Origin of the sequence: Bradyrhizobium sp. (assembly GCF_016219575.1) — a bacterium.
Classification (GTDB): Bacteria; Pseudomonadota; Alphaproteobacteria; order Rhizobiales; family Xanthobacteraceae; genus Bradyrhizobium.
In genome coordinates this window covers 466,638-489,242 of record NZ_JACRMG010000009.1, presented here as the reverse complement: position 1 = coordinate 489,242, position 22,605 = coordinate 466,638, and the positions used below count along the sequence as shown (strand labels likewise).

The window sequence follows — 22,605 nt, the reverse complement described above, 5'->3', positions numbered from 1 at the left end:
GGCAAGCGACCCGGTGACGCGGCCAAAACCGGCTGGATTACGACAATTTCACCCTGATGAACCCACTCTGACACCAGCGTGCCGGTTGCGTTCAGCCTGGCACGGTTAGGCTTTCGACCAATCGGACGCCCGGGCCTGCCGAACCGGCTGTCGCGGGAAGGTAATTTGACAACGGCGCTTGCCGCGCCGGCTTTCCAAGGAGTGGACCATGTTACGCAAACTCTCGCTTGTTGCCCTTGCTGCGGCCTCGCTGGGTGCGGCCGCATTGGCTCCGACCTCGGCCTCCGCCTGGGCCGGCCGGCACGGTGGCTGGCACGGTTGGGGCGGCCCGCGCATCGTCATTGGCGGCCCCGCCCATTACCGCGGCGGTTACGCCTATGGCGGCTGCTATGTGCGGCGGCTGGTCGGCACGCCCTGGGGACCGCAGTGGCGGCTGGTGAACCGCTGCTACTGACCCGATCGGTCTGACCGACCCCTTGCGAAAAGCCCCGGCCGCGCCGGGGCTTTTTTCGCAGCCATGGAACCAATCGGCGATTCGGCATTTGCAGTTGGTTGCTTGCGCGGTCCGCGTGCGGAAACAAATGCTCCTCTTGCGACTTGACCTTGCATGCTTTCGACCACCCGCAATAACCCGAGCCACCTGGAGCTCGCCATGAGAGCCTTGTTCGAAAACGACGGCGAGCCGATCGATCGCAGGACGTCGCGGTCCATCTGTGACGCCATCGGCGAACGCCTGCAGCAATCCATGCGGCCGGAAACCGGACTTTCCGACCGCTTGCGCCAACTCCTCGATGAACTGCGCCGGCGCGACGTTCCCGGCCGTTCCTGACCGCTCCCAAACCGGCGCGGCCGGGCCGCGTTTTCGGCCATAAACAGGTTGCGTTTGAAGGCGGCTCCGGTGACAAGGCCGCATGTTGTCCCTGACAGACATTTCCGTTCGAATCGCCGGCCGCCTCCTGATCGACCACAGTTCCGTGCAGATCGCGCCCGGAGCGCGCGTCGGGTTCGTCGGCCGCAACGGGGTCGGCAAGTCGACGCTGTTCGGCGCCATCCGCGGCGACGTGCCGACCGAGAGCGGCACGATTGCGCTGCCGCCGCGCTGGCGGATCGGCAGCCTCGCCCAGGAGGCGCCCGACGGACCGGAAAGCCTGATCGAGGTCGTGCTCAAGGCCGATGTCGAGCGCGCTGCGCTGCTGCACGAGGCCGAGACCGCGCGCGATCCGCACCGCATCGCCGAGATCCAGACCCGGCTCGTCGACATCGACGCGCATTCGGCACCCGCCCGCGCCGCCGCCATTCTGTCAGGTCTCGGTTTCTCGACAGCCGACCAGGCGCGGTCGTGCCAGGAATTCTCCGGCGGCTGGCGCATGCGCGTGGCGCTCGCCGCCACGCTGTTCGCCGCGCCCGACCTGCTGCTGCTGGACGAGCCCACCAACTATCTCGACCTCGAAGGCACGCTGTGGCTGGAGGATCATCTGGCGAATTATCCGCGCACGGTGATCGTGATCAGCCATGACCGCGACCTGCTCGACACCTCGGTCGACCAGATACTGCATCTCGATCGCGGCAAGCTCGCGCTCTACAAGGGCACCTACTCCTCCTTCGAGGAGCAGCGCGCCACCCGCGAAATGCTCGATGCGAAGCACGCCAAGCGGCAGGCCGACGAGCGCAAGCGCCTGCAGGCCTTCGTCGACCGCTTCAAGGCCAAGGCGTCCAAGGCCCGGCAGGCGCAGTCGCGCGTCAAGATGCTGGAGCGGATGAAACCGGTGACGGCGCTGGTCACGCAGGACGTGCACGAGATCAGCTTCCCCAGGCCGGAGAAGACGCTGTCGCCGCCGATCATCGCGCTCGACAATGTTTCGGTCGGCTACGATCCAGCCAAGCCGGTGCTCGCCCGTGTCACGCTGCGCATCGATCCCGACGACCGCATCGCGCTGCTGGGCGCCAACGGCAATGGCAAGTCGACGCTGGTCAAGCTGATTGCGAACAAGCTCGCGCCGTTCTCGGGCCAGGTCACCCGCGCCGACAAGCTTTCCGTCGGCTATTTCGCCCAGCATCAGGTCGACGAGCTCGATCTCGAAGGCTCGACCTACGATCATTTGCGCAGGCTGATGGGCGACGCCCCGGAATCGAAAATCCGCGCGCGGGCCGGCGCTATCGGCTTTTCCGGCAAGGCTGCCGATACGCTGGTGAAGAGCCTCTCCGGCGGCGAGAAGGCACGCCTGCTGCTCGGGCTTGCGACATTCCACGCCCCCAACCTGATCATCCTCGACGAGCCGACCAACCATCTCGACATCGACAGCCGCGCGGCGCTTGCGGAAGCCATCAACGATTTCGCGGGCGCCGTCATCATGGTTTCGCACGACCGCTACCTGATCGAGGCCTGCGCGGATCGGCTCTGGGTCGTCGCCGACCGCACCGTGACGGCCTATGACGGCGACCTCGAAGATTACCGGCGGCTGGTGCTTTCATCCGACCGCAAGACGGAACCCGCGCGCGAGCGCGGCGGCGAGGAGCGCGACAGGCCGCAGCGAGGCCGTAGCGAGAAACGCGTTCCGCTGAAGCAGAAGGTTGCGACCGCCGAAGCCGAGATCGCACGCATCGGCGGCATCATCGAAAAGATCGACGCAGCCCTTGCGCTGCCCGATCTCTTCACGCGCGATCCGAAGCAGGCCGCGCAACTGGCGAAGGCGCGCGCGAGTGCGGCCGAAGCGTTGCAGCGTGCCGAGGAAGCGTGGCTGGAAGCGAGCGCGCTGCTGGAACAGGCAGCGGGTTAAAGCGTTTTCAAGCGAAGTGGATACCGGTTCGCGTCAAGAAAACGCGTCAAATCAAGAATCCAAGACCAATCAAGCCTGTTTCTTCTTCGGCTTCGGCTTGGCCGTCTTCGGCTGGCCCGGCTGCTCGGGCGCCGCCTCGATCGACGACAGCCGTCCGCCGGTGAAGGTGTAGATGCCGGCGCGAGGCCCGCGCAAATAGGTCACGACCGCCATTCTGCCGCCGCCGGGAGCGGTCGAAATGTTGACGCTGTCAGGCGCGCCGATGCCGCGGACGACGTCACATTCGGTGTGTTGCAGGGCCACCGTACCGCCGGCCGGCGGCGGTGCGCCGGCGGCATTGTCGGCCAGCGCATTGGCTGGCGGCGCCATGCCCGGGCAGGCGCCGTCGGCGCTGACGAGGTCTTCGGCCGTCACCGGCTTGTCGGGGGTCAGCGGCGGCGCATCGATCGAGATATTGCGGATGAAAAGGCGGCCGGAGCGCTGAAACCATTGCGCATCCTTCGACAGGAATTCGGACTGGATCTGGTCGAGCGAGCTGTTGCAGCCCGCCAAAGCGGGTGCAAGCGCCAGGAGCGCGATCAGGCCATTACGACAGAGCTTTCCGTTACGCACGATGAAGCAGGTTCCACCCAAAGGCCATTCCCGGCCTTAACCACTTGTCCGACCATCACTTTGCGGCACGACCAAGGCTGCACGCAAGGTCGGCTGCGAAAACCCCAGAATATCATTAATCGCGGAAAATCCTATTCCCGGCGTTGCCAGCGGCCGCGTTCGTCGGCCTGCCAGTAGGTGACCTCAAAGCCCCTCGCCTTGCAATCCTTCCAGGCCAGCCGCGCGGCATCGAGCGCCTCGCCGTCATCGCCATTGAAAACCAGCACCACCCGCTCATAGCGGTCGGTGTCGGAGGGCAATCCGGCATTGTCGATCAGGAAGCGGACATTGGCGCCGTTTGGATTGGCGTCCTCTACCGAGAGGATGATCGGCTGGTCTTCTGCATCGCTGACGTGTGCGGTGGCGTGGGGCAGGAAGGAGTCGTCGCTGTAGGTCCACAGATGCGCATCCAGCGCCTCGGTGCGCTCATGCGAAGTCGACTGCACCACCACCCGCCAGCCGCGCTCCAGGGATTTCTCGAGCAGAGACGGCAGCACGTTTTCGATCGACATGTTCTGCAGGTGGTAGAACAGGATTTCGGTCATTTCTTCGCTTCGTAATGCTCGGCAACCAGCCGATCCAGCAGGCGCACACCGTAGCCGGAACCCCAGCTGTGATTGATGTCGGTCTTCGGCGCGCCCATCGCGGTGCCGGCAATATCGAGATGCGCCCACGGCGTGCCGTCGACGAAGCGCTGCAGGAACTGGGCCGCGGTGATCGAGCCGCCGTTGCGGCCGCCGGTATTCTTCATGTCGGCGAATTGCGAATCGATCAGCTTGTCGTATTCGGGACCGAGCGGCATGCGCCAGACCTTTTCGCCGGTCTGCTGGCCCGCCTTGCCCAGGCGTTCGGCAAGCTCGTCATTGTTGGAGAACATGCCGGCATGCTCGGTGCCGAGCGCAACCATGATCGCGCCGGTCAGCGTGGCCAGGTCGACCATGAATTTCGGCTTGAACTTCTTCGCCACATGCCAGAGCACGTCGGCCAGAACGAGGCGTCCTTCGGCGTCGGTATTGATGATCTCGATGGTCTGCCCCGACATCGAGGTGACGATATCGCCGGGCCGCTGCGCATTGCCGTCGGGCATGTTCTCGACGAGCCCGATGGCGCCGACCGCATTGACCCTGGCTTTGCGCGCCGCCAGCGCATGCATGAGCCCGACCACGCAGGCAGCGCCGCCCATGTCGCCCTTCATCTCCTCCATATTGGCCGCGCCCTTGATGGAAATGCCGCCGGTGTCGAAGCAAACGCCCTTGCCGACAAATGCGACAGGCTGATCGCCGCGCTTGCCGCCGTTCCAGCGCATGATCACGGTGCGGCCTGGGCGTGCGGAGCCTTGCGCCACGCCGAGCAGCGCGCCCATGCCGAGCCTGGTCATGGCCTTGACGTCGAGCACCTCGACTTCGACGCCGAGCTTCTTGAGCTGCGACGCGCGGCGGGCAAATTCTTCGGGATAGAGAACGTTCGGCGGCTCGTTGACCAGCTCACGCGCGATATTGACGCCATCGACGATGTGAGCCTCCGGCGCCCATGCCTTGCGCGCAGCATTGACGTCGCCGGTCGCGATCGAGACCTCGGCACGCAGGGTTGAATCCTCGCCGTCCTTCTTTTTGGTCTTGTAACGGGTGAACTTGTAGGCCCGCAGCCGCAGGCCCGCTGCCACGGATGCCGCCTCGGCCGCCGTCATCGCCTCGTCGGGCAGATCGGCCAGGACCGTCACCTGTTCGCTGGCGGCGTTGAGCTTGCCGGCGATCAGTCCCCCGAACTTGAGGAAATCGGTCTCCTTGAGGCCGGATCCCTTGCCCGTACCAACCACGATCAAGCGCTGAATCTTGATTCCTTCGGGGGCCGGGATGTCGAGAATCGACCCGCTCTTGCCCTTGAACTGGTTGGCGGCAGCCGCTCGCTTGACGGTGCCGGCCGCCTCCCCCAGCGCCTTGCGCGTGGCCGATCCGAACTTCAGTGCGTCATCGCAAAAGGCGACCAGGACGCCGCGCGGGGCTGTGGACAACGGGACGAAGCCGACCTTCACGGCGTCGGACATAGGGAATTCCTCCAGTTCAGGACTGCCGCCGGGTCGCAAAACCCCGCCGGAAGGAGCCGAAATGCTGCCTTCGGCCGCGGACGAGGTCCGCCAGGCGCGTGTTGGCGCACTATGGCCTGCCGGCGGCAGCGCTGCCAAGCGCCACCGTGGCCGGCAAGCCACGTCAAGCGAATTATTAACCATCGGGAAAGGGGGTGCCTTCGCTCGGCCATTTTGTTGACGGATCAACGGGATGGTAGTGAGTATGTAAGCCGGCTGGACGGTACGCGGCGCAACCATTGGGGAACCCGAAAATTCGGGATGGTTGCGGGCTGCGCGTTTGGCTGCGAGGTGGGGACGTGCCTAGGTGATGGGGTCGATCGACAGGTATATTTTCCGCACGACGCTGGCGTCGTTTGCGGTGGTCCTGGTCAGCCTCACCGGCGTGATCTGGATTACGCAGGCATTGCGCGGCATCGACCTGATGACGAGCCAGGGCCAGACCATCCTGACCTTCCTCGGCATCACCGGCCTCGTCATCCCCGCGCTGATCCTGATCATCTCGCCGATCGCGCTGATGATCTCGATCTCCCACACGCTGAACAAGCTCGCGACCGACTCCGAGATCATCGTCATGAACGCCGCCGGCTACTCGCCGCTGCGCCTGTTCCTGCCGTTCTTCTACGCGACCTGTGTGGTGTCGCTCATCGTCGCGTTCATCGCCGCCTACCTCGCTCCCGACGGCCTGCGCCGCATCAAGCAATGGGACGCCGAGATCACCGCGGACGTGCTCACCAACATCCTGCAGCCTGGCCGCTTCGCCCGGCTCGACCAGGATCTCACCATCCGGATTCGCGAGCGCCAGCCCGGCGGCGTGCTTGGCGGCATTTTCGTCGACGATCGCCGCGATCCCAAGGAACGCTCCACCATCATCGCCGACCGCGGCACCATCCTGCGCAACGACAGCGGCTCCTATCTCGTGCTGGAAGACGGCCATCTCGGACGCTTCGAGGCCGGCAAGCGCGAGCCTGTGCTGGTCGCGTTCCGCAGCTATGCCTTCGACATGTCGCAGTTCTCCAATCGCGGCCGCGACGTCTCGCTCGGAATCCGCGAGCGCTATCTGTGGGAGCTGCTGTCGCCTCCCCCCGACGATCCCGTCTTCAAGCAGCTCCCCGGGCAGTTCCGTGCCGAATTGCACGACCGCTTCCTGTCGCCGATCTATCCCTTCGCCTTTTCCGTGCTGACTTTCGCCTTTCTCGGCACCCCGCGCACCACCCGTCAGAGCCGCGGCTTCGCCATCACCTGCGCTGTACTGACGGTGTTCGGCCTGCGCATGGCGGGGTTTGCCTGCTCGGTCTTGACCGTGAAGACCCCGTCGGCGGCACTCGTGCAGTATCTGATGCTGGTCACGGCGACCGCGGCGGGCATGTTCATCATCGTCCGCGGCATCGTGATCGACGCGCCGGCTTCGCTGGTCGAGGCGATCAACAGAACCGTCGAAGGCATGACGCGGCTGTTCGGGAGGCCGGCCACCGCATGAGCATGATGACCAACACGCTCGGGCGATATTTCGCCGGCCGCTTCGTGGTCGCGGCGGTGGGCGTGTTCGCGTCGATCTTCCTGCTGCTCGTGCTGGTCGATTACATCGAGATGGTGCGCAAGACCTCCGGGCTCGCCACGGCCTCCGCCGTCACGGTGGCGCTGACGTCGTTGTTCCGCGTGCCGCAGCTGCTCGAGAAGATGATGCCGTTCTGCGTGCTGATCGGCGCAATGACCTGTTACCTTGCGCTGTCGCGGCGGCTTGAACTGGTGGTGGCACGCGCCGCCGGCGTGTCGGCCTGGCAGTTCATCGCGCCGGCGCTGGCAAGCTCCATCGTGCTCGGCATCCTCGCCACCATCGCCTACAACCCGATGTCGGCAAACCTGCGCGAACTGTCCAAGCGGATGGAAGCCGAGTTGTTCGGCTCGTCGCCCGGCGGCGGCATCCAGGATGCCTCGGGCTTCTGGCTGAACCAGGTCAACAACGAAGGTCAGTGGATCATCAACGCCGCCCGCAGCGAGCAGCAGGGTGTCCGGCTGACGGGCCTCACGGTGTTCCGGTTCGATACCGATCTGCAGTTCAAGGAACGAATCGAGGCTCGCGAGGCGACGCTGGAAGAAGGCCGCTGGGTGTTCAAATCGGCGCGCCGATTCTCGCTGGACTCACCGCCGGTTGAGGAGGACACGTTCTACATCAAGACCACCCTCACCCAGGCCCAGGTCCGGAACAGCTTTTCGACCCCCGAAACTGTGTCCTTTTGGCAACTCCCGACGTACATCCGCTCGTCCGAGAGTTCGGGTTTTGCGACGGCGGGGTACCGGCTGCAGTACCACAAGCTCATCGCACAGCCGTTTTTGCTGGCTGCAATGGTGATGTTGGCCGCTTCCGTGAGCCTTCGCTTCTTCCGGATGGGCGGCGTGCAGAAGATGGTTTTGAGTGGCGTGGGTGCAGGCTTTCTGCTCTACGTTCTCTCGAAAGTAACTGAAGATTTGAGCAAGGCTGAGCTGATGCACCCCATCGCTGCGGCGTGGTTACCCGTCTGCGTGGGTGGCCTCACCGGTTTCTTGGCCTTGCTGTACCAGGAGGACGGGTAGTGGCCGTTGTCGCCGCCCGCCAGTTGAGGTCGCCTGCGTTCAGGCGGCGCAGTCGCGTGCGCCGTCAACGCAGTCGCATGGCCGCGCTCCTGATCCTGATTTCCGGATTCATTTTCGCCGGCGCGATCGATCTCGCGTTGCTCGCGCCCGCCTCGGCCCAGAGCTTCACCTACAATCCGCGGCCGCCGAAGCCTCCGAAGCCGGCGGCGCCGAATGACGGGCAAATGCTCGTGCAGGCCGTCGAGGTCGATTACGACTACAACAATCAGCGCGTGTCGGCGGTCGGCAACGTGCAGATGTTCTACAACGGCACAAGCGTCGAGGCCGACAAGGTCGTCTACGACCAGAAGACCAAGCGCCTGCATGCCGAGGGCAACATCCGCCTGACCGATGCGGAAGGTCGAATCACCTACGCCAACGTCATGGATCTCAGCGACGACTACCGCGACGGCTTCGTCGATTCGCTGCGCGTCGATACCGAGGACCAGACCCGCATGGCGGCGACCCGCGCCGACCGCTCGGCCGGCAATTACACGGTGTTCGAGAACGGCGTGTACACCGCCTGCGCGCCCTGCAAGGACGATCCGAAGAAGCCGCCGCTGTGGCAGGTCAAGGGCGCCCGCATCATCCATAACCAGGAAGAGCGGATGCTGTATTTCGAGAACGCGCAGCTCGAATTCTTCGGCGTGCCGATGGCCTACCTGCCCTATTTCTCGACGCCCGATCCGACCGTGAAGCGCAAGACCGGCTTTCTGATGCCGAGCTACAGCTCGGCGTCCGGTTACGGCTTCGGTGTCGATACGCCCTTCTACTGGGCGCTCGCACCCGACTACGACATGACCATCACCCCGCGCTTCACCACCAGGCAGGGCGTGCTTGGCCAGGTCGAGTTCCGCCAGCGCCTGATGGACGGCGCCTACCAGATCCGCCTCTACGGCATCGACCAGCTCAACCCGGGCGCGTTTGCGGGCCAGCCCGGCGACCGCCAGTTCCGCGGCGGCGTCGACACCAAGGGCCAGTTCTCGATCAACGACAAATGGGTCTGGGGCTGGGATGGCGTGCTGCTGTCCGACTACTACTTCTTCTCGGACTACCGCCTCGCGCAGTATCGCGATCCGCTCAACTCGTTCCTGAGCCTGCCGACGGAAGCGATCTCGCAGCTCTATCTCACCGGCGTCGGCAACCGCAGCTTCTTCGACGCGCGGGCGATCTATTACCTGAGCTTCTCCGGCAACCAGGACAAGGTTCCGGTGATCCATCCGGTGATCGACTACAACAACGTCATCAACAGCAACATCTTCGGCGGCGAGCTCAGCTACAAGACCAACTTCACCAGCCTGACGCGCTCCACCGCCGCGTTCGACCCGATCACGACGCTGGCCAACACCAACGGGCTCTGCCTCAACGCCTCGGCCGATCCGCTGGCGCGGCTGCCTTCGCAGTGCCTGCTGCGCGGCATGCCCGGCACGTACACGCGCGCGACGGCCGAGGTGCAGTGGCGCAAGTCCTTCACCGATCCGATCGGCCAGATCTGGACGCCGTTTGCGATCCTCCGCGCGGATGCGATCGACGCCTCGATCTCCAACCAGCCCGGCGTTTCCAACTTCCTGCCGGTGGGCGATACCCAGGCGCTGCGCGCGATGCCGGCCGTGGGTCTGGAGTACCGCTACCCCTTCATCAACGTCCAGCCATGGGGCACGACGACGGTCGAGCCGATCGCGCAGGTCATCCTGCGCCCGAACGAGAGCTATGCCGGCAGGTTGCCCAACGAGGACGCCCAGAGCCTGGTGTTCGACGCCAGCAACCTGTTTGCGGTCGACAAGTTCTCCGGCTACGACCGCGTCGAGGGCGGCGGCCGCGCCAATGTCGGCGTCCAGGCCACGACGCAATTCGACCGCGGCGGCTCCATCAACGTGCTGTTCGGCCAGTCCTACCAGCTGTTCGGCGTGAATTCCTTCGCGGTGACGGATGCGACCAACACCGGTCTCGACTCCGGCCTCGCCAAGCAGCGCTCCGACTATGTGGCTCGGGTCAATTACTCGCCGAACCGCACCTACACCTTCTCGACCCGCGCGCGGTTCGACGAGGCGACGGGGAACATCAACCGCTTCGAGGCCGAGGGACGCGCCACCTTCGACCGCTGGTCGGTGTCGATGATGTACGGCAACTACGCCAAGCAGCCGGAGCTGGGCTACCTCACCCGGCGCGAGGGCCTGCTCGGCAGCGCCTCGGTGAAGGTCGCGGCCAACTGGGTGGTCTCGGGCGCAGCGCGCTGGGACCTTGAAGCCAACAAGGTCAACCAATACATCGTCGGCGCGGGCTACGTGGACGACTGCTTCGTGCTGGCCGCCAACTACCTGACGTCGTACAATTACTCCGCCGGTTCCGCACCGCCGACCCTGAACCATACGTTCATGCTGCAGATCGGCTTGCGCACCATCGCGACCTCGTCGGGTTCGGGCGGCGGCGTTCGGTAACCTCTGACCCCGGGGATGGACTTGCCGCGGACAGCGGCCAGATCGAACAGGTTGAAAAGCGCATTTGGAACATGACTGCCATGCCCTCGCTCCGCCTCTCAACCCTTCTCGCCACAATCCTGCTTGCCGCGATCGGTTGCAGCGCTCCGGCGCATGCGCAAACCGTCGTCGTCATGGTCAATGGCGAACCAATCACCAGCATGGACATCGAGCAGCGCAGCAAGCTCACCTTGATGACCACGCGCAAGCAGCCGACCCGCGATGAGGTGATCAGCGATCTGATCGACGAGAAGGTGAAGATCAGGGAAGCAAAGCGCTTCGGCGTCGACCCGACGTCGACCGACATCGACCAGTCCTATGCCGCGATGGCGCAACGCATGCGCCTGTCACCCGATCAGCTCACCCAGGTGCTGGAGAAGCAGGGCGTGCGGCCGGACACGCTGCGCTCCCGCATCAAGGCAGACATGGTCTGGGGCAGCCTGGTCCGCGGCCGCTACAAGGAGAGCCTGCAGGTCGGCGAAAAGGACGTGGCTGCCGCCGTGCGCGAGAAGGGTGACGAGCTGCTCGAGGTCGATGCTTCCGAATACAAGATGCAGCCGGTGGTGCTGATCGTGCCGCGCGGATCGCCTCCGACAGCCTACGAACTTCGCAAGAAGGAGGCCGAGGCGCTGCGCGAGCGCGTGACGAGCTGCGCCGAGGCCAACAGCTACTTCAAGTCCATGCAGAACGCGGCGATCCGCGACATCGTCACCAAGACCTCCGCCGATCTGCCGCAAGTACTGCGCGACATGCTGGAAAAGACCCCGGTCGGCCGCCTGACACCGCCGGAGCAGACCAAGCAGGGCATCGAGATGGTTGCCCTGTGCGCCCGCAACAAGACCACCATCGATACGCCGAAGAAGAAGGAAATCCGCGAAAAGATGTTCGTGGAGAAGTACGAGGCGAAATCGAAATCGTACCTGCAGCAAGTCCGCAAGTCGGCGATGATCGAATATCGTTGATGCATGGCAAAACCCCTTGCCTTGACCTCGGGTGAGCCCGCAGGAATCGGACCCGACATCGCGATCGAGGCGTGGCTGCGCCGGGGCGATGCAGATCTTCCGCCGTTCTATCTGCTCGGCGACCCCGCTTTCTTCGCCGACCGGGCCAGGCATCTCGGCCTCAAGGCAGACTTCGCCGAGGTCGGCGGCGCCGACGAAGCCGGCGCTGCATTTGCGAGAGCCCTGCCCGTGGTCGCGACCGGCAAACCGGCGACCGCATCGCCCGGCCGCCCGGACGGCAGCAGCGCCGAGGCGGCCCTCGCCTCGATCCGCCAGGCCGTCGGCGACGTCACCGCCGGTCGCGCCAGCGCCGTCGTCACCAATCCGATCGCCAAGAGCGTGCTGTACCGCGCCGGCTTCAAGCATCCCGGCCACACCGAATTCCTCGCCGAACTTGCCAGCCGGGACGGCCGCACGCCGCAACCGGTGATGATGCTGTGGTCGCCGACCCTTGCCGTGGTGCCGGTGACGATCCACGTCCCGTTGCGCGAGGCGATCGCCCAGCTCACCAGCGAGCTCATCGTCGCCACCGCGCGCATCGCGGTTGCCGACCTGAAGTCGCGCTTCGGCATCGCCAATCCGCGCCTGGCGATCTCCGGGCTCAATCCGCATGCCGGCGAGTTCGGCACGATCGGCAGCGAGGACGACGAGATCGTGGCCCCCGCAATCGCCGCCTTGCGCAACCGCGGCATCCAGGCGCGCGGACCGCTGCCGGCCGACACCATGTTCCACGAGGCGGCGCGCAAGACCTACGATTGCGCGATCTGCATGTACCACGACCAGGCGCTGATCCCGATCAAGACGATCGCCTTCGACGACGCCGTCAACGTCACCCTGGGCCTGCCCTTCGTGCGCACCTCGCCCGACCACGGCACGGCCTTCGACATCGCCGGCACCGGCAAGGCCAGTCCGGCGAGCCTGATCGCCGCGCTTAAACTCGCCGCCCGCATGGCGGCGACAGAACCGGCATGAGCGCGATCGACGACCTGCCGCCGCTGCGCGACGTCATTCGCGAACATTCCCTCTCCGCGCGCAAGTCGCTCGGCCAGAATTTCCTGCTCGACCTCAACCTCACCGCGCGGATCGCCCGCGCGGCGGGTCCGCTGGAAGATTCCACCGTGATCGAGGTCGGCCCCGGTCCGGGCGGGCTGACACGCGCGCTGCTCGCGCTCGGCGCGCGGCGCGTCATTGCGATCGAACGCGACGAGCGCGCGCTGGCGCCGCTGGAGACGATCGCGAGGCGCTATCCGGGCCGGCTCGACATCGTTTGCGCCGATGCGCAGACCTTCGACCCGCGTCCGATGCTGGGCGGGGCGCGAGCGAAAATCGTCGCCAACCTGCCCTACAACATCGCCACCCAGCTGCTGATCGACTGGCTCACGGTCGAACCATGGCCGCCCTGGTACGACATGATGGTGCTGATGTTCCAGCGCGAGGTTGCCGAACGGATCGTCGCGCGCGAGAACGACGAGGCCTACGGGCGGCTTGCCGTGCTCGCCAACTGGCGTGCCGAGACAAAAATCCTGTTCGACATCTCGCCATCGGCCTTTGTGCCGCAGCCCAAGGTCACATCGTCCGTGGTGCGGCTGGTGCCGCGTGCAATGCCCGAAGCCTGCGACCGCCGCGCGCTGGAGCAGGTCGCAGCCGCCGCTTTCGGCCAGCGCCGGAAAATGCTGCGGCAGAGCCTGAAATCGCTCGGCATCGACCCGGCACAACTCGCCGCTGCGGCCCATGTCGACGCGACCCGGCGCGCCGAGACCGTGCCGGTCTCCGGCTTTGTTGCCATGGCGCGCGAATTGGCCGATATACGGTCCGCAAAACAAACTTGAGCCTGCAGGGAGAGAGCCAATGGCGCTGATGCGTCGCCAGTCACTCGTCAAATTCGATGCGCCATTGTGTGAAACCATCGTCGACACGCCCAAGCCACAAGGCCGCGAGGTGCTGGTCCGTATCGAGCGCTGCGGGCTCTGCCATTCCGACCTGCACATCCAGGACGGTTACGCCGATCTCGGCGGCGGCAAGAAGCTCGACACCACGCGCGGCATGGTGCTGCCCTTCACGCTCGGCCACGAGATCGCCGGCGTCGTGGAGGAAGTCGGCCCCGATGCGCCGAAGGACCTGATCGGCGCCAGGCGCGCGGTATTTCCCTGGATCGGCTGCGGACAGTGCCGCGACTGCGCCAATGGCGACGAGAATCTCTGCGTCAAGCAGCGCTTCCTCGGCGTCTCCATCGACGGCGGCTTCGCCAGCCACGTACTGGTGCCCGATGCGAAATACCTGCTGGAATACGATCCGCTGCCGGTGAACCAGGCGGCGACGCTGATGTGCTCGGGGGTCACCGCCTATGGCGCGCTGAAGCGGCTGGTGGACCGGCCGCGGCAGCGCAATCTGCTGCTGATCGGTCTCGGCGGCGTCGGCATGATGGGACTGTCGTTCGCGCAGGCCATGTTCAAGCAGCCGATTGCGGTCGCCGACCTCAGCCCGGCCGCGCGCGAAAGCGCGCTGAAGAACGGCGCGGCCGTGGCCTATGATCCCGCCGAGCCCGACGTGGTCAAGCGCATGATCAAGGAGACCGAAGGCGGCTTCGACGAGATCGTCGATTTCGCCGGCAACGAGAAGTCGATGGCGTTCGCCGTCTCGGTTGTCGCGCGCGGCGGCAAGATCGTGGTGTCCGGCCTGATGGGCGGCAATTTCAGCCTGCCGATGGTGCAGTGGGTCTACAAGCGCATGACCATCGAAGGCTTCATGGTCGGCACGCTGGCCGAAGGGAAAGAACTGATGGCGCTGGCGCGCGCCGGCAAGATCAAGCCTACCCCGATGCGCGAGGAGCCCATGGGGGACGTGCAGAAGTGGATCGACGAGCTGCGCGCGGGCCGAGTCGTCGGCCGCATCGTGTTGAAGAACTAGAGCCTGATCCGGAAAAGTGTGAAGCGGTTTTCCCTGCGACAAACGCGAAGCGTTTGCGCGGAGATTATGCTCAAGCGACAACCTGAAGCGCGATGATGATTCATCCGAATCTCAGCGCGCTTCAGGCGGGTTTTCGCGCAATTTTCGCCTGATTTTCGCCCCGCCGGCGCGTGCCGGCGGGGTCTCAATTAAGCCCTAACGACTCCGGATTTGCGGCTCATTGCGACCCAGATTCTCGCAGAGAACGGGCGCGTAATCAGCGTTGCGTCGCGTACCGGAGGTGTTCATGAAAACCCGCGCTGCAAAATTCATGGCGGCGGTCATCGTCTCCATTCTTTCCAGCGCGAATGCCTTCGCTGCTCCCGACGATGCCGCTCCCGAGAGCGCCGAACAGCGAGCCGACACCTGCCTGACGTCTCCTCGTGACTACACCCCGCCCGGCACCCGTTGGCGCTACCGTCTCGAACGGGGCACCGGGCGTCACTGCTGGTATTTGAAGGACGATGCCGAAAGGACTGCGGGCAAGGCGGCCGAGCAATCGAGCGCAGCAGCGGAGGAGCCCGCCCCCGCGCCGCAGCGCAGGAAGCCGGCCCCGCCTCGCTCGGTTTCCGATGCCCGCGCCGAATTCTCGCAACCGCCCGTCCAGCAGGACACAAGGCCCGGGCAGACCGCGCCTTCGCAAGCCGAAAGAAGCGCGAATATGCTCGCGCCTGCGGCCGCCGCGCGCTGGCCGGATCCGATATCGACGGTGAATTCCACGGGCAATCCGCCTGCCGCGGCGGCCGCACCGGCCGATCAGGGCGCGGAAGTCCGTCCCGCGCCTGCGACGACGCCGGCCCAGAAGCCGCCGGTCATGCCGCGCGCCGTCCCGCCGATGCCTGCATCGGAAAAGCCGATGTCGCTTCCCATGCTGATCACGATCGTCGCCGGCGGATTCTCGGTCTTCGCCGTGCTCGTGAGCCTGTTCTTCGCCTGGCTCGCCCCCCGCAGGGCGCGGCTGACACCGAGCGCCCCGATGCCGCCGCTGGAATCGCCGGACCAGCCGCGCCGGCCCGGCGACCTCTACCGCATGCGAAAGCGGATGCGGGCGCAGTCGGGCGGGCGCCACGCCGCCTGAGGAGGGCCGGGCCGGTTACTTCTCGAGCTGGCGCTGCAGATTGCGGACGAATTCGGTGAGGCCGACGCGGCGCGCGCGCTTCAGACGTTCCGCCTTCAGGATCGACTGCACCTCGGCAAACGCCGCGTCGACGTTCTGGTTGACGACGATGTAGTCGTATTCCGCCCAGTGGCTGAGCTCGTGGCTGGCGCGGTCCATGCGCCCGCGGATCACCTCGTCGGAATCCTGCGCGCGGGTATGCAGCCGCCTTTCGAGATCGGCGGCCGACGGCGGCAGGATGAACACGCTGACGACATCGGCGCCCGCCTTTTCACGCAGCTGCTGCGTGCCCTGCCAGTCGATGTCGAACAGCACGTCCCGTCCTGCGGACAGCGCGGCCTCAACCGGCGCGCGTGGCGTGCCGTAGCGGTTGTCGAACACGGTGGCCCATTCCAGCAATTCGCCGCGCTCGACCATCGCCTCGAATTTCGCCTTGTCGACGAACCAATAGTCGCGGCCTTCCGCTTCGCCAGGCCGCTTCGCGCGTGTGGTCGCCGATACCGACATCTGAAGGTCCGGCACCGCTGCCATCAGCATGCGCGACAGCGTGGTCTTGCCGGCACCGGACGGCGAGGACAGCACGAACATCAGTCCGCGCCGCGCCACCCCGTCCGCAGTCTGGCCGCCCGTCGCCATCGCCTCACTCCAGATTCTGCACCTGCTCGCGGAACTGCTCGACGACGTTCTTCATCTCGAGCCCGGTATTGGTGAGCTCGATGTCGTTGGATTTCGAGCAGCAGGTATTGACCTCGCGGTTGAATTCCTGGGCGAGGAAATCGAGCCGGCGGCCGACCGGTCCGCCCTTGCCGAGCATCTCGCGCGCCTGCGCAATGTGGGAAGCGATGCGGTCGAGTTCCTCGCGGATATCGGCCTTGGTGGCGATCAGCAGCGCTTCCTGGGCCAGCCGGTCCTGGTCGAAGCGGTCGGACGTCTGCAGCAGCGTCGCGACCTGTTCGGCCAGCCTCGCGCGGATCGCCTCCGGCTTGCGGCCGGGCGCGGCTTCGGCGCGCCTGGCGAGCTTCTCGATCTCGTCCATGCGTGCGCCGAGAACCTGCCCGAGCGTCGCGCCTTCGCGGCGGCGCATGTCGACGAGGTTGGTCAGGGCCTGCTCGAATGCCGTCATGGCGGCTGCCTTCGCGGCCTTGTCCTCTTCCTCGTCGCTTTCGGGCTCGACCACCTCGATCACGCCCTTGATGGCGAGCAGGCCGTCGACGCTGGGCGCCACCGCGTCGATCTTGCCGGCAACCTGGCCTGCGACCTTCACCACCGCGGCCAGCACGTCCTCGTTGATGCGCACCTGCGCCACCGCATTGGTGCGCTTGACGTTGAGGTTGGCATAGACCGTGCCGCGCACGAGCAATTCGCCCGCCCGCTTCTTGGCCGGCGCCTCGATGTCGTCCCAGCCGGGCGGCAGCCGCAGGCGCAGGTCAAAACCCTTGGCGTTGACCGACTTCAGTTCCCACTCGAACGTATAGGGGCCGCTGGCGCCGTGGCTGCGGGCAAAACCGGTCATGCTCGACAGCGCCATCGCGAAAAATTCTCCGAACGCAGGGGGATGAGACTCAGGAACGCGCGGACCTTAGGACGATTTTACGCCTGGGGAAATCGGCTTGGCCGTGCGTTGCCGGAAGGCTAGCGCTGCACCACCGGCGGCGTGCCGGTGGATTGCGCCGCGCCCTGCCGGGCCGGCGCCTGGGCAGGAGCTGCAGGAGCCGGCGGGCGCGCCGGGCGCTTCGCTGCCGGGGGCCTGGTGCCGGCAGTCGGGCTGCCGTCGGCGGCTGCTGGAGGCGCGCCGGCGGCGGCAGGCTGCTGCGCTTCCTCGGCCGGTTCGACCGTGTCGTTCTGGATCTGCTTTTCCATCGCGCGCAGCTTGGCGACGTTCTTCTGGTGCGCGTCGTAGGTTTCGGTGAAGGTATGCCCGCCGGTGCCGTCGGCGACGAAGAACAGGTCGCGCGTGCGCGCCGGGTTGGCGGTGGCTTCCAGCGAGGCGCGCCCGGGATTGGAGATCGGCCCCGGCGGCAGGCCCTCGATGACATAGGTGTTGTAGGGCGACGGCGCGGTGATTTCCGAACGCTTGATCGGCCGCCCCAGCGTGCCCTTGCCGCCGACCAGCCCGTAGATGATGGTCGGATCGGACTGCAGCTTGATCTTCTGGCGAATGCGGTTGGTGAAGACGGCGGCCACGCGGCTGCGCTCGTCCGCCCTGCCGGTTTCCTTCTCCACGATGGAGGCGAGCGTCACCAGCGCTTCCGGTGACTTGACCGGAATGTCGGGATTGCGGCGCTCCCAGATTTCGGCCAGCACGCGCTTTTGCGTCTGCTGCATGCGCTGGATCACCTGCTCGCGCGTGGTGCCGCGCGGGAACTTGTAGGTTTCCGGCAGCAGCGTACCCTCGCGCGGGATCTCGCGCACGCTGCCCGAGAAGATGTCGTTCTCGGACAGCCGCGCCACGATCTGCTCCGAGGTCAGCCCTTCGGGAATCGTGATCGCGTGCTGCACCACCTTGCCCTCGACGATGGTGCCGATGACGTCGCGCAGACTCGCATGTTTCTGGAACAGGTATTCGCCGGGCTTCAGGTCGGAGCTCGCCTTGAGCGCATAGACGCTGCCGATGAAGATCCAGGGATTGACGTTGATCACGCCCTCTTTCTGCAGCACGTCGGAAATGTCGCGCTTGCCGGCCCGCGCCGGGATGTTGACGATCCGGTCTTCCCTGAGCGGCCCCGCCGATTCCAGGATCTGCTTGCCGTAATAGTAGGAAACGCCGGCGCCGATCATCAGCAGGATCAGGATCGTGAAGATGGCATTGCCAATCACGACCAGCGGATTGCGGGCGCGTTCCGAGCGCCTCGGCGGCGGCGGCACCTGCTCGGGTTCGAGCGCGGCGCGCGGACTGCGGGGCGAAATGGGCGGCCTCTCACTCATCGATGCAACCTGGTTCCTGCCGGTTCAATCGCGGCCGGGCAAATCCTCGCCCTTCCGATAGCATACGCCCGCAACTAGGAGTCGGCGCCGAATACGGCAAATCCGTGGATTAACTCCAGACCTGCTCTCAATTGGTCACGCGTTGCAAGATCACGGAAGCATTGGTGCCCCCGAAACCAAACGAATTCGAGAGCGCGATATTGATCTCGCGCTTGCGCGCCGTGTACGGCACGAGGTCGATTGCCGTTTCCACCGACGGATTGTCGAGATTGATCGTCGGCGGGGCGACATTATCGCGAATCGCCAGAATGCTGAAGATCGCCTCGATCGCGCCGGCCGCACCGAGCAGATGACCGGTGGACGACTTGGTGGAGGACATCGAGACCTTCGAGGCGGCGTTGCCGAGCAGCCGCTCGACCGCACCGAGCTCGATCTCGTCGCCGAGCGGCGTCGAGGTGCCGTGCGCGTTGATGTAGTCGAGATCGGATGCCGTGAGGCCGGCGCGCTTCAGCGCCGCCGACATGCTGCGGAAGCCGCCGTCGCCGTCCGGCGACGGCGAGGTGATGTGATAGGCGTCGCCCGACAGGCCGTAGCCGGTCACCTCGGCGTAGATCTTGGCGCCGCGGCGCCTGGCGTGCTCATATTCCTCGAGAACGACGACGCCGGCGCCCTCGCCCATCACAAAACCGTCGCGATCCTTGTCGTATGGACGCGATGCCTTCTCGGGCGTCTCGTTGTAGCCGGTCGACAGCGCACGCGCGGCGCAGAAGCCCGCCATGCCGATCCGGCAGACCGGCGATTCCGTACCGCCCGCCACCATCACGTCGGCATCGCTGAGCGCAATCAGCCGCGCTGCATCGCCGAGCGCATGCGCGCCGGTTGAACAGGCCGTCACCACCGAATGGTTCGGCCCCTTGAGGCCGTGCTCGATCGACACATAGCCGGAAGCGAGATTGATCAGCCGGCCCGGAATGAAGAACGGCGATACCTTGCGCGGTCCCCGCTCCTTCAGAATGATCGCGGTGTCGGCAATGCCGGACAGGCCGCCGATGCCGGAGCCGATCAGCGTGCCGGTCGCGCAGCGCTCCTCCTCGGTGGACGGATGCCAATTGGCGTCGTCGAGCGCCTGCTTGGCCGCACACATCGCATAGATGATGAAGTCGTCGACCTTGCGCTGGTCCTTGGGCTCCATCCACTGGTCGGGATTGAAGGTGGCGTCGGTGCCGTCGCCGCGCGGAATCATGCAGGCGATCTGGCAGGTCAGATCCGACGCGTCGAAGGTGTCGATTTTCTTCGCGCCGCTCTTGCCGGCCAGGATTCGCGTCCAGGTCGGTTCCACGCCGCAGCCGAGCGGCGTGACCATGCCGAGCCCCGTGACGACCACCCGTCTCATTTCAAAACTCCCACCCTTGGAAATGGCGGCCGATAACAAGAAACCGGGGGACCGCACGAACGCGGCCCGTCCGGCTTCGTCATCGCCGCGAGGGCGTCAGCTCTTCGCGTTCTTTTCCAGAAACTTCGTCGCGTCGCCGACGGTCAGAATGGTTTCCGCGGCATCGTCGGGGATTTCACAACCGAATTCTTCTTCAAACGCCATCACGAGCTCGACGGTGTCGAGACTGTCGGCGCCGAGGTCGTCAATGAAGCTCGCGCCGTCGACCACTTTGTCGGGCTCAACACCAAGGTGTTCGACCACGATCTTCTTAACCCGCTCGCCAATCTCACTCATCGTTCAACCTCGTGCTTGTTCCATTGGTCCCGACCCCAACCGAAGACGATAGAGCCATCGTGGTCGTTAAGCTTCCTTCGCAATCGCGTTGATTCGGCCCGGTCTTGTCCCAAGAGCTGAACTCAAGACCTGGTCCCAAGACCCCGGCGAACGTCGGCAGGCTTTGCCCCGCCAATATACAGGGTTTCAAATTCCTGCAAGGCGTTCTTTGCCCATCCATTGCGCCGTTCGGTTATCACACTTCCAAACCCTTGACTATAAGGGCCAAACCGGCCTGCGGGCGGCACCTGCGCCGCCGCAACCGGGCTCTATCGGGCTCAAAACATGGCCATTCCGCCGTTGACGTGGATGGTCTGACCGGTCACGTAGCCGGCCTCGTTGGAGCTGAGATAAACCGCCGCAGCGGCGATATCCTCCGGCGTCCCCAGCCTGGCGGCAGGAACCTTGGACAGGATGGTCTCGCGCTGCTTGTCGTTGAGCGCGTCCGTCATCGGCGTCTTGATAAAACCGGGCGCGATGCAATTGGCGGTGACGCCGCGCTTGGCGTATTCGGCTCCGACCGTCTTGATCAGGCCGATGATGCCGGCCTTGGAGGCCGTGTAGTTGGCCTGGCCGGGATTGCCGGTGACGCCCACGATCGAGGTGATGGCGATGATGCGGCCGAAGCGCTTGCGCATCATCAGCTTGGTGGCGGCGCGCGCCAGCCGGAAGGTCGCGGTCAGGTTGATCTGGATGACGTCGTCCCAGTCCTCGTCACGCAACTGCACGAACAGATTGTCGCGGGTGACGCCGGCATTGGCGACCAGGATGTCGACCTGCCCCATCGCGGCTTCCGCTGCCGGCACCAGCGCCTCGACCTCGTCGCTCTTGGAGAGGTTGCAGGGCAGCACGTGGACGCGCTCGCGCAAGCTCGCCGCGAAGGCGTCGAGCACCTCGCGGCGCGTGCCCGATATCGCAACGGTGGCGCCCTGCTTGTGCAATGCAGATGCAATCGCGCCGCCGATTCCGCCGGTTGCACCCGTGACGAGCGCCGTCTTGCCAGTCAGATCGAACATGAAACTCTCCCGCTCTATTCCTCATCCTGAGGAGCGCGCTACGCGCGCGTCTCGAAGGATGCAGGCCCGTCTGTGGCCTCATGGTTCGAGACGCGCTTCACGCTCCTCACCATGAGGGATTAGTCTCATCGCGCTTTACGCCTTCGCAGCTGCCAATGCTTCCTTTGCCGCAACAATGTCGCCGGGTCCGCCAACGGAGACGCCGACTGCGCCCTCGGCAATGCGCTTGACGAGGCCGCTCAGCACCTTGCCGGCGCCGATCTCCAGGAACCGCGTCACGCCATGGCCTGCCATATAGGCTACCGACTCGCGCCAGCGCACGGTGCCGGTGACCTGCTCGACCAGGCGGCGGCGGATTTCGGCGGGATCGGTGATGGGCGCGGCCAGCACGTTGCAGACCAACGGTGCGGCCGGCGCCTTGATGGCGACATCGGCCAGCGCCTTGGCCATCGCATCGGCCGCAGGCTGCATCAGCGCGCAATGGAAGGGTGCGGACACCGGCAGCAGCATGGCGCGCTTGGCGCCCCTGGTCTTTGCGATCTCGACCGCGCGGTCGACGGCGGCCTTGTCGCCGGAGACGACCACCTGCCCGCCGCCATTGTCGTTGGCGGCCTGACAGACCTGCCCCTGCGCGGCTTCATTGGCCACGGCAACCGCCGCGTCGTAATCGAGGCCGAGCAGCGCGGCCATGGCGCCGACGCCGACCGGCACCACCTTCTGCATGGCACGGCCGCGTGTGCGCAAGAGCCGCGCGGTGTCGGAAATGCTGAGGCTGCCGGCAGCCGCCAGCGCGGAATATTCGCCGAGCGAATGGCCGGCCACGAAGGCGGCGTCCCGGCCGACGGAAAATCCGGCGTCGGTCTCCAGCACGCGCAAGGTCGCGATCGACACCGCCATCAGCGCGGGCTGGGCGTTTTCGGTGAGCTGCAGGGTTTCGGCCGGACCGTCCCAGATGATGGAAGTGAGCTTTTCGCCGAGTGCCGAATCGACCTCGTCGAACACCGCGCGCGCCGCCGGAAAGGCCTCGGCCAGAGCCTTGCCCATGCCGACCGCCTGCGATCCCTGCCCCGGAAATGTGAATGCTGCCGTCATCGGCGCTCCCTGAAGTCCCGAAATCTCACGAAGATTGGGGCGTAAGTCACCGACCGCGGCGGCCATGTCAAGCCGCCCAAAGGGCCGGATTCGGAGATGCGCCAGGGCGTGGGGCCCCAAATCCGGGATTGTCCGCTTC

The 22,605-nt window shown here is 65.6% G+C and carries 21 protein-coding genes; 11 read left to right on the top strand and 10 right to left on the bottom strand.

Going from position 1 to position 22,605, the window contains the following annotated elements; translation table 11 throughout:
• The first annotated feature begins 208 nt into the window (after positions 1–208).
• The 3 genes from HZB49_RS07345 to HZB49_RS07335 all read left to right on the top strand — a co-directional run bounded on the left by HZB49_RS07345 (position 209) and on the right by HZB49_RS07335 (position 2,777).
• Entirely contained in the window at positions 209–454 is a 246-nt protein-coding gene (locus HZB49_RS07345) for a sulfur globule protein precursor (protein WP_291609841.1), read from the top strand.
• 198 nt (positions 455–652) lie between these two features.
• The gene (locus tag HZB49_RS07340; RefSeq protein WP_291609840.1) at positions 653–829 is read left to right on the top strand and encodes a hypothetical protein; all 177 of its coding nucleotides are present in this window, start codon (positions 653–655) and stop codon (positions 827–829) included.
• Positions 830–911: 82 nt separating this feature from the next.
• Positions 912–2,777: an ABC-F family ATP-binding cassette domain-containing protein gene (locus tag HZB49_RS07335; protein WP_291609839.1), complete on the top strand. Its 1,866-nt coding sequence runs from the start codon at positions 912–914 to the stop codon at positions 2,775–2,777.
• Positions 2,778–2,846: 69 nt separating this feature from the next.
• On the opposite strand, the gene HZB49_RS07330 is transcribed toward HZB49_RS07335, so the two are convergent.
• From HZB49_RS07330 to HZB49_RS07320, 3 genes are all read right to left on the bottom strand, one after another.
• Positions 2,847–3,389: a hypothetical protein gene (locus HZB49_RS07330; RefSeq protein ID WP_291611129.1), complete on the bottom strand. Its 543-nt coding sequence runs from the start codon at positions 3,387–3,389 to the stop codon at positions 2,847–2,849.
• 131 nt (positions 3,390–3,520) lie between these two features.
• Complete coding sequence (locus HZB49_RS07325) at positions 3,521–3,973, bottom strand: DNA polymerase III subunit chi (RefSeq protein ID WP_291609838.1); 453 nt, start codon at positions 3,971–3,973, stop codon at positions 3,521–3,523.
• A complete protein-coding gene (locus HZB49_RS07320; protein ID WP_291609837.1) occupies positions 3,970–5,472 on the bottom strand; it encodes a leucyl aminopeptidase in 1,503 nt (500 codons plus the stop codon). The genes HZB49_RS07325 and HZB49_RS07320 overlap by 4 nt, the downstream gene beginning before the upstream one ends.
• Before the next feature lie 349 nt (positions 5,473–5,821).
• Here HZB49_RS07320 and lptF point away from each other — a divergent pair, with 349 nt between their 5' ends.
• The 8 genes from lptF to HZB49_RS07280 all read left to right on the top strand — a co-directional run bounded on the left by lptF (position 5,822) and on the right by HZB49_RS07280 (position 15,626).
• Entirely contained in the window at positions 5,822–6,991 is a 1,170-nt protein-coding gene (gene lptF, locus HZB49_RS07315) for an LPS export ABC transporter permease LptF (RefSeq protein WP_291611127.1), read from the top strand.
• The gene (gene lptG, locus HZB49_RS07310) at positions 6,988–8,085 is read left to right on the top strand and encodes an LPS export ABC transporter permease LptG (RefSeq protein WP_291609836.1); all 1,098 of its coding nucleotides are present in this window, start codon (positions 6,988–6,990) and stop codon (positions 8,083–8,085) included. The genes lptF and lptG overlap by 4 nt, the downstream gene beginning before the upstream one ends.
• Before the next feature lie 77 nt (positions 8,086–8,162).
• Positions 8,163–10,562: an LPS-assembly protein LptD gene (locus HZB49_RS07305; RefSeq protein ID WP_291609835.1), complete on the top strand. Its 2,400-nt coding sequence runs from the start codon at positions 8,163–8,165 to the stop codon at positions 10,560–10,562.
• Positions 10,563–10,642: 80 nt separating this feature from the next.
• Positions 10,643–11,563 carry a SurA N-terminal domain-containing protein gene (locus tag HZB49_RS07300; RefSeq protein WP_291609834.1) on the top strand — a complete coding sequence of 307 codons (921 nt, stop codon included), beginning with the start codon at positions 10,643–10,645 and terminating at the stop codon, positions 11,561–11,563.
• 3 nt (positions 11,564–11,566) lie between these two features.
• Positions 11,567–12,574 carry a 4-hydroxythreonine-4-phosphate dehydrogenase PdxA gene (gene pdxA / locus HZB49_RS07295; RefSeq protein WP_291609833.1) on the top strand — a complete coding sequence of 336 codons (1,008 nt, stop codon included), beginning with the start codon at positions 11,567–11,569 and terminating at the stop codon, positions 12,572–12,574.
• On the top strand, positions 12,571–13,431 hold the full coding sequence (gene rsmA, locus HZB49_RS07290) for a 16S rRNA (adenine(1518)-N(6)/adenine(1519)-N(6))-dimethyltransferase RsmA (RefSeq protein ID WP_291609832.1): 861 nt from the start codon (positions 12,571–12,573) through the stop codon (positions 13,429–13,431). The genes pdxA and rsmA overlap by 4 nt, the downstream gene beginning before the upstream one ends.
• A 19-nt stretch (positions 13,432–13,450) precedes the next feature.
• Positions 13,451–14,509, top strand: a complete 1,059-nt coding sequence (locus tag HZB49_RS07285; protein ID WP_291609831.1) for an alcohol dehydrogenase — start codon at positions 13,451–13,453, stop codon at positions 14,507–14,509.
• Between the two features lie 286 nt (positions 14,510–14,795).
• Positions 14,796–15,626: a hypothetical protein gene (locus HZB49_RS07280; protein ID WP_291609830.1), complete on the top strand. Its 831-nt coding sequence runs from the start codon at positions 14,796–14,798 to the stop codon at positions 15,624–15,626.
• A 15-nt stretch (positions 15,627–15,641) separates the two neighbouring features.
• Here the strand turns inward: HZB49_RS07280 and gmk are convergent, their stop codons facing one another.
• From gmk to fabD, 7 genes are all read right to left on the bottom strand, one after another.
• Positions 15,642–16,301 (bottom strand): guanylate kinase, encoded by a 660-nt coding sequence (gmk, locus tag HZB49_RS07275; protein WP_291609829.1) that lies wholly within the window; start codon positions 16,299–16,301, stop codon positions 15,642–15,644.
• 4 nt (positions 16,302–16,305) lie between these two features.
• Positions 16,306–17,193 carry a YicC/YloC family endoribonuclease gene (locus tag HZB49_RS07270; protein ID WP_291609828.1) on the bottom strand — a complete coding sequence of 296 codons (888 nt, stop codon included), beginning with the start codon at positions 17,191–17,193 and terminating at the stop codon, positions 16,306–16,308.
• A gap of 104 nt (positions 17,194–17,297) precedes the next feature.
• Positions 17,298–18,590, bottom strand: a complete 1,293-nt coding sequence (gene mltG, locus HZB49_RS07265; RefSeq protein ID WP_291609827.1) for an endolytic transglycosylase MltG — start codon at positions 18,588–18,590, stop codon at positions 17,298–17,300.
• A 127-nt stretch (positions 18,591–18,717) separates the two neighbouring features.
• Positions 18,718–19,983, bottom strand: coding sequence for a beta-ketoacyl-ACP synthase II (gene fabF, locus HZB49_RS07260; protein WP_291609826.1), 1,266 nt, complete (start codon positions 19,981–19,983; stop codon positions 18,718–18,720).
• A gap of 96 nt (positions 19,984–20,079) precedes the next feature.
• Positions 20,080–20,319 carry an acyl carrier protein gene (locus HZB49_RS07255; protein WP_291609825.1) on the bottom strand — a complete coding sequence of 80 codons (240 nt, stop codon included), beginning with the start codon at positions 20,317–20,319 and terminating at the stop codon, positions 20,080–20,082.
• Positions 20,320–20,636: 317 nt separating this feature from the next.
• A complete protein-coding gene (gene fabG / locus HZB49_RS07250) occupies positions 20,637–21,374 on the bottom strand; it encodes a 3-oxoacyl-[acyl-carrier-protein] reductase (RefSeq protein WP_291609824.1) in 738 nt (245 codons plus the stop codon).
• A 135-nt stretch (positions 21,375–21,509) separates the two neighbouring features.
• The gene (fabD, locus tag HZB49_RS07245; protein ID WP_291609823.1) at positions 21,510–22,466 is read right to left on the bottom strand and encodes an ACP S-malonyltransferase; all 957 of its coding nucleotides are present in this window, start codon (positions 22,464–22,466) and stop codon (positions 21,510–21,512) included.
• Between the last annotated feature and the right edge of the window lie 139 nt (positions 22,467–22,605).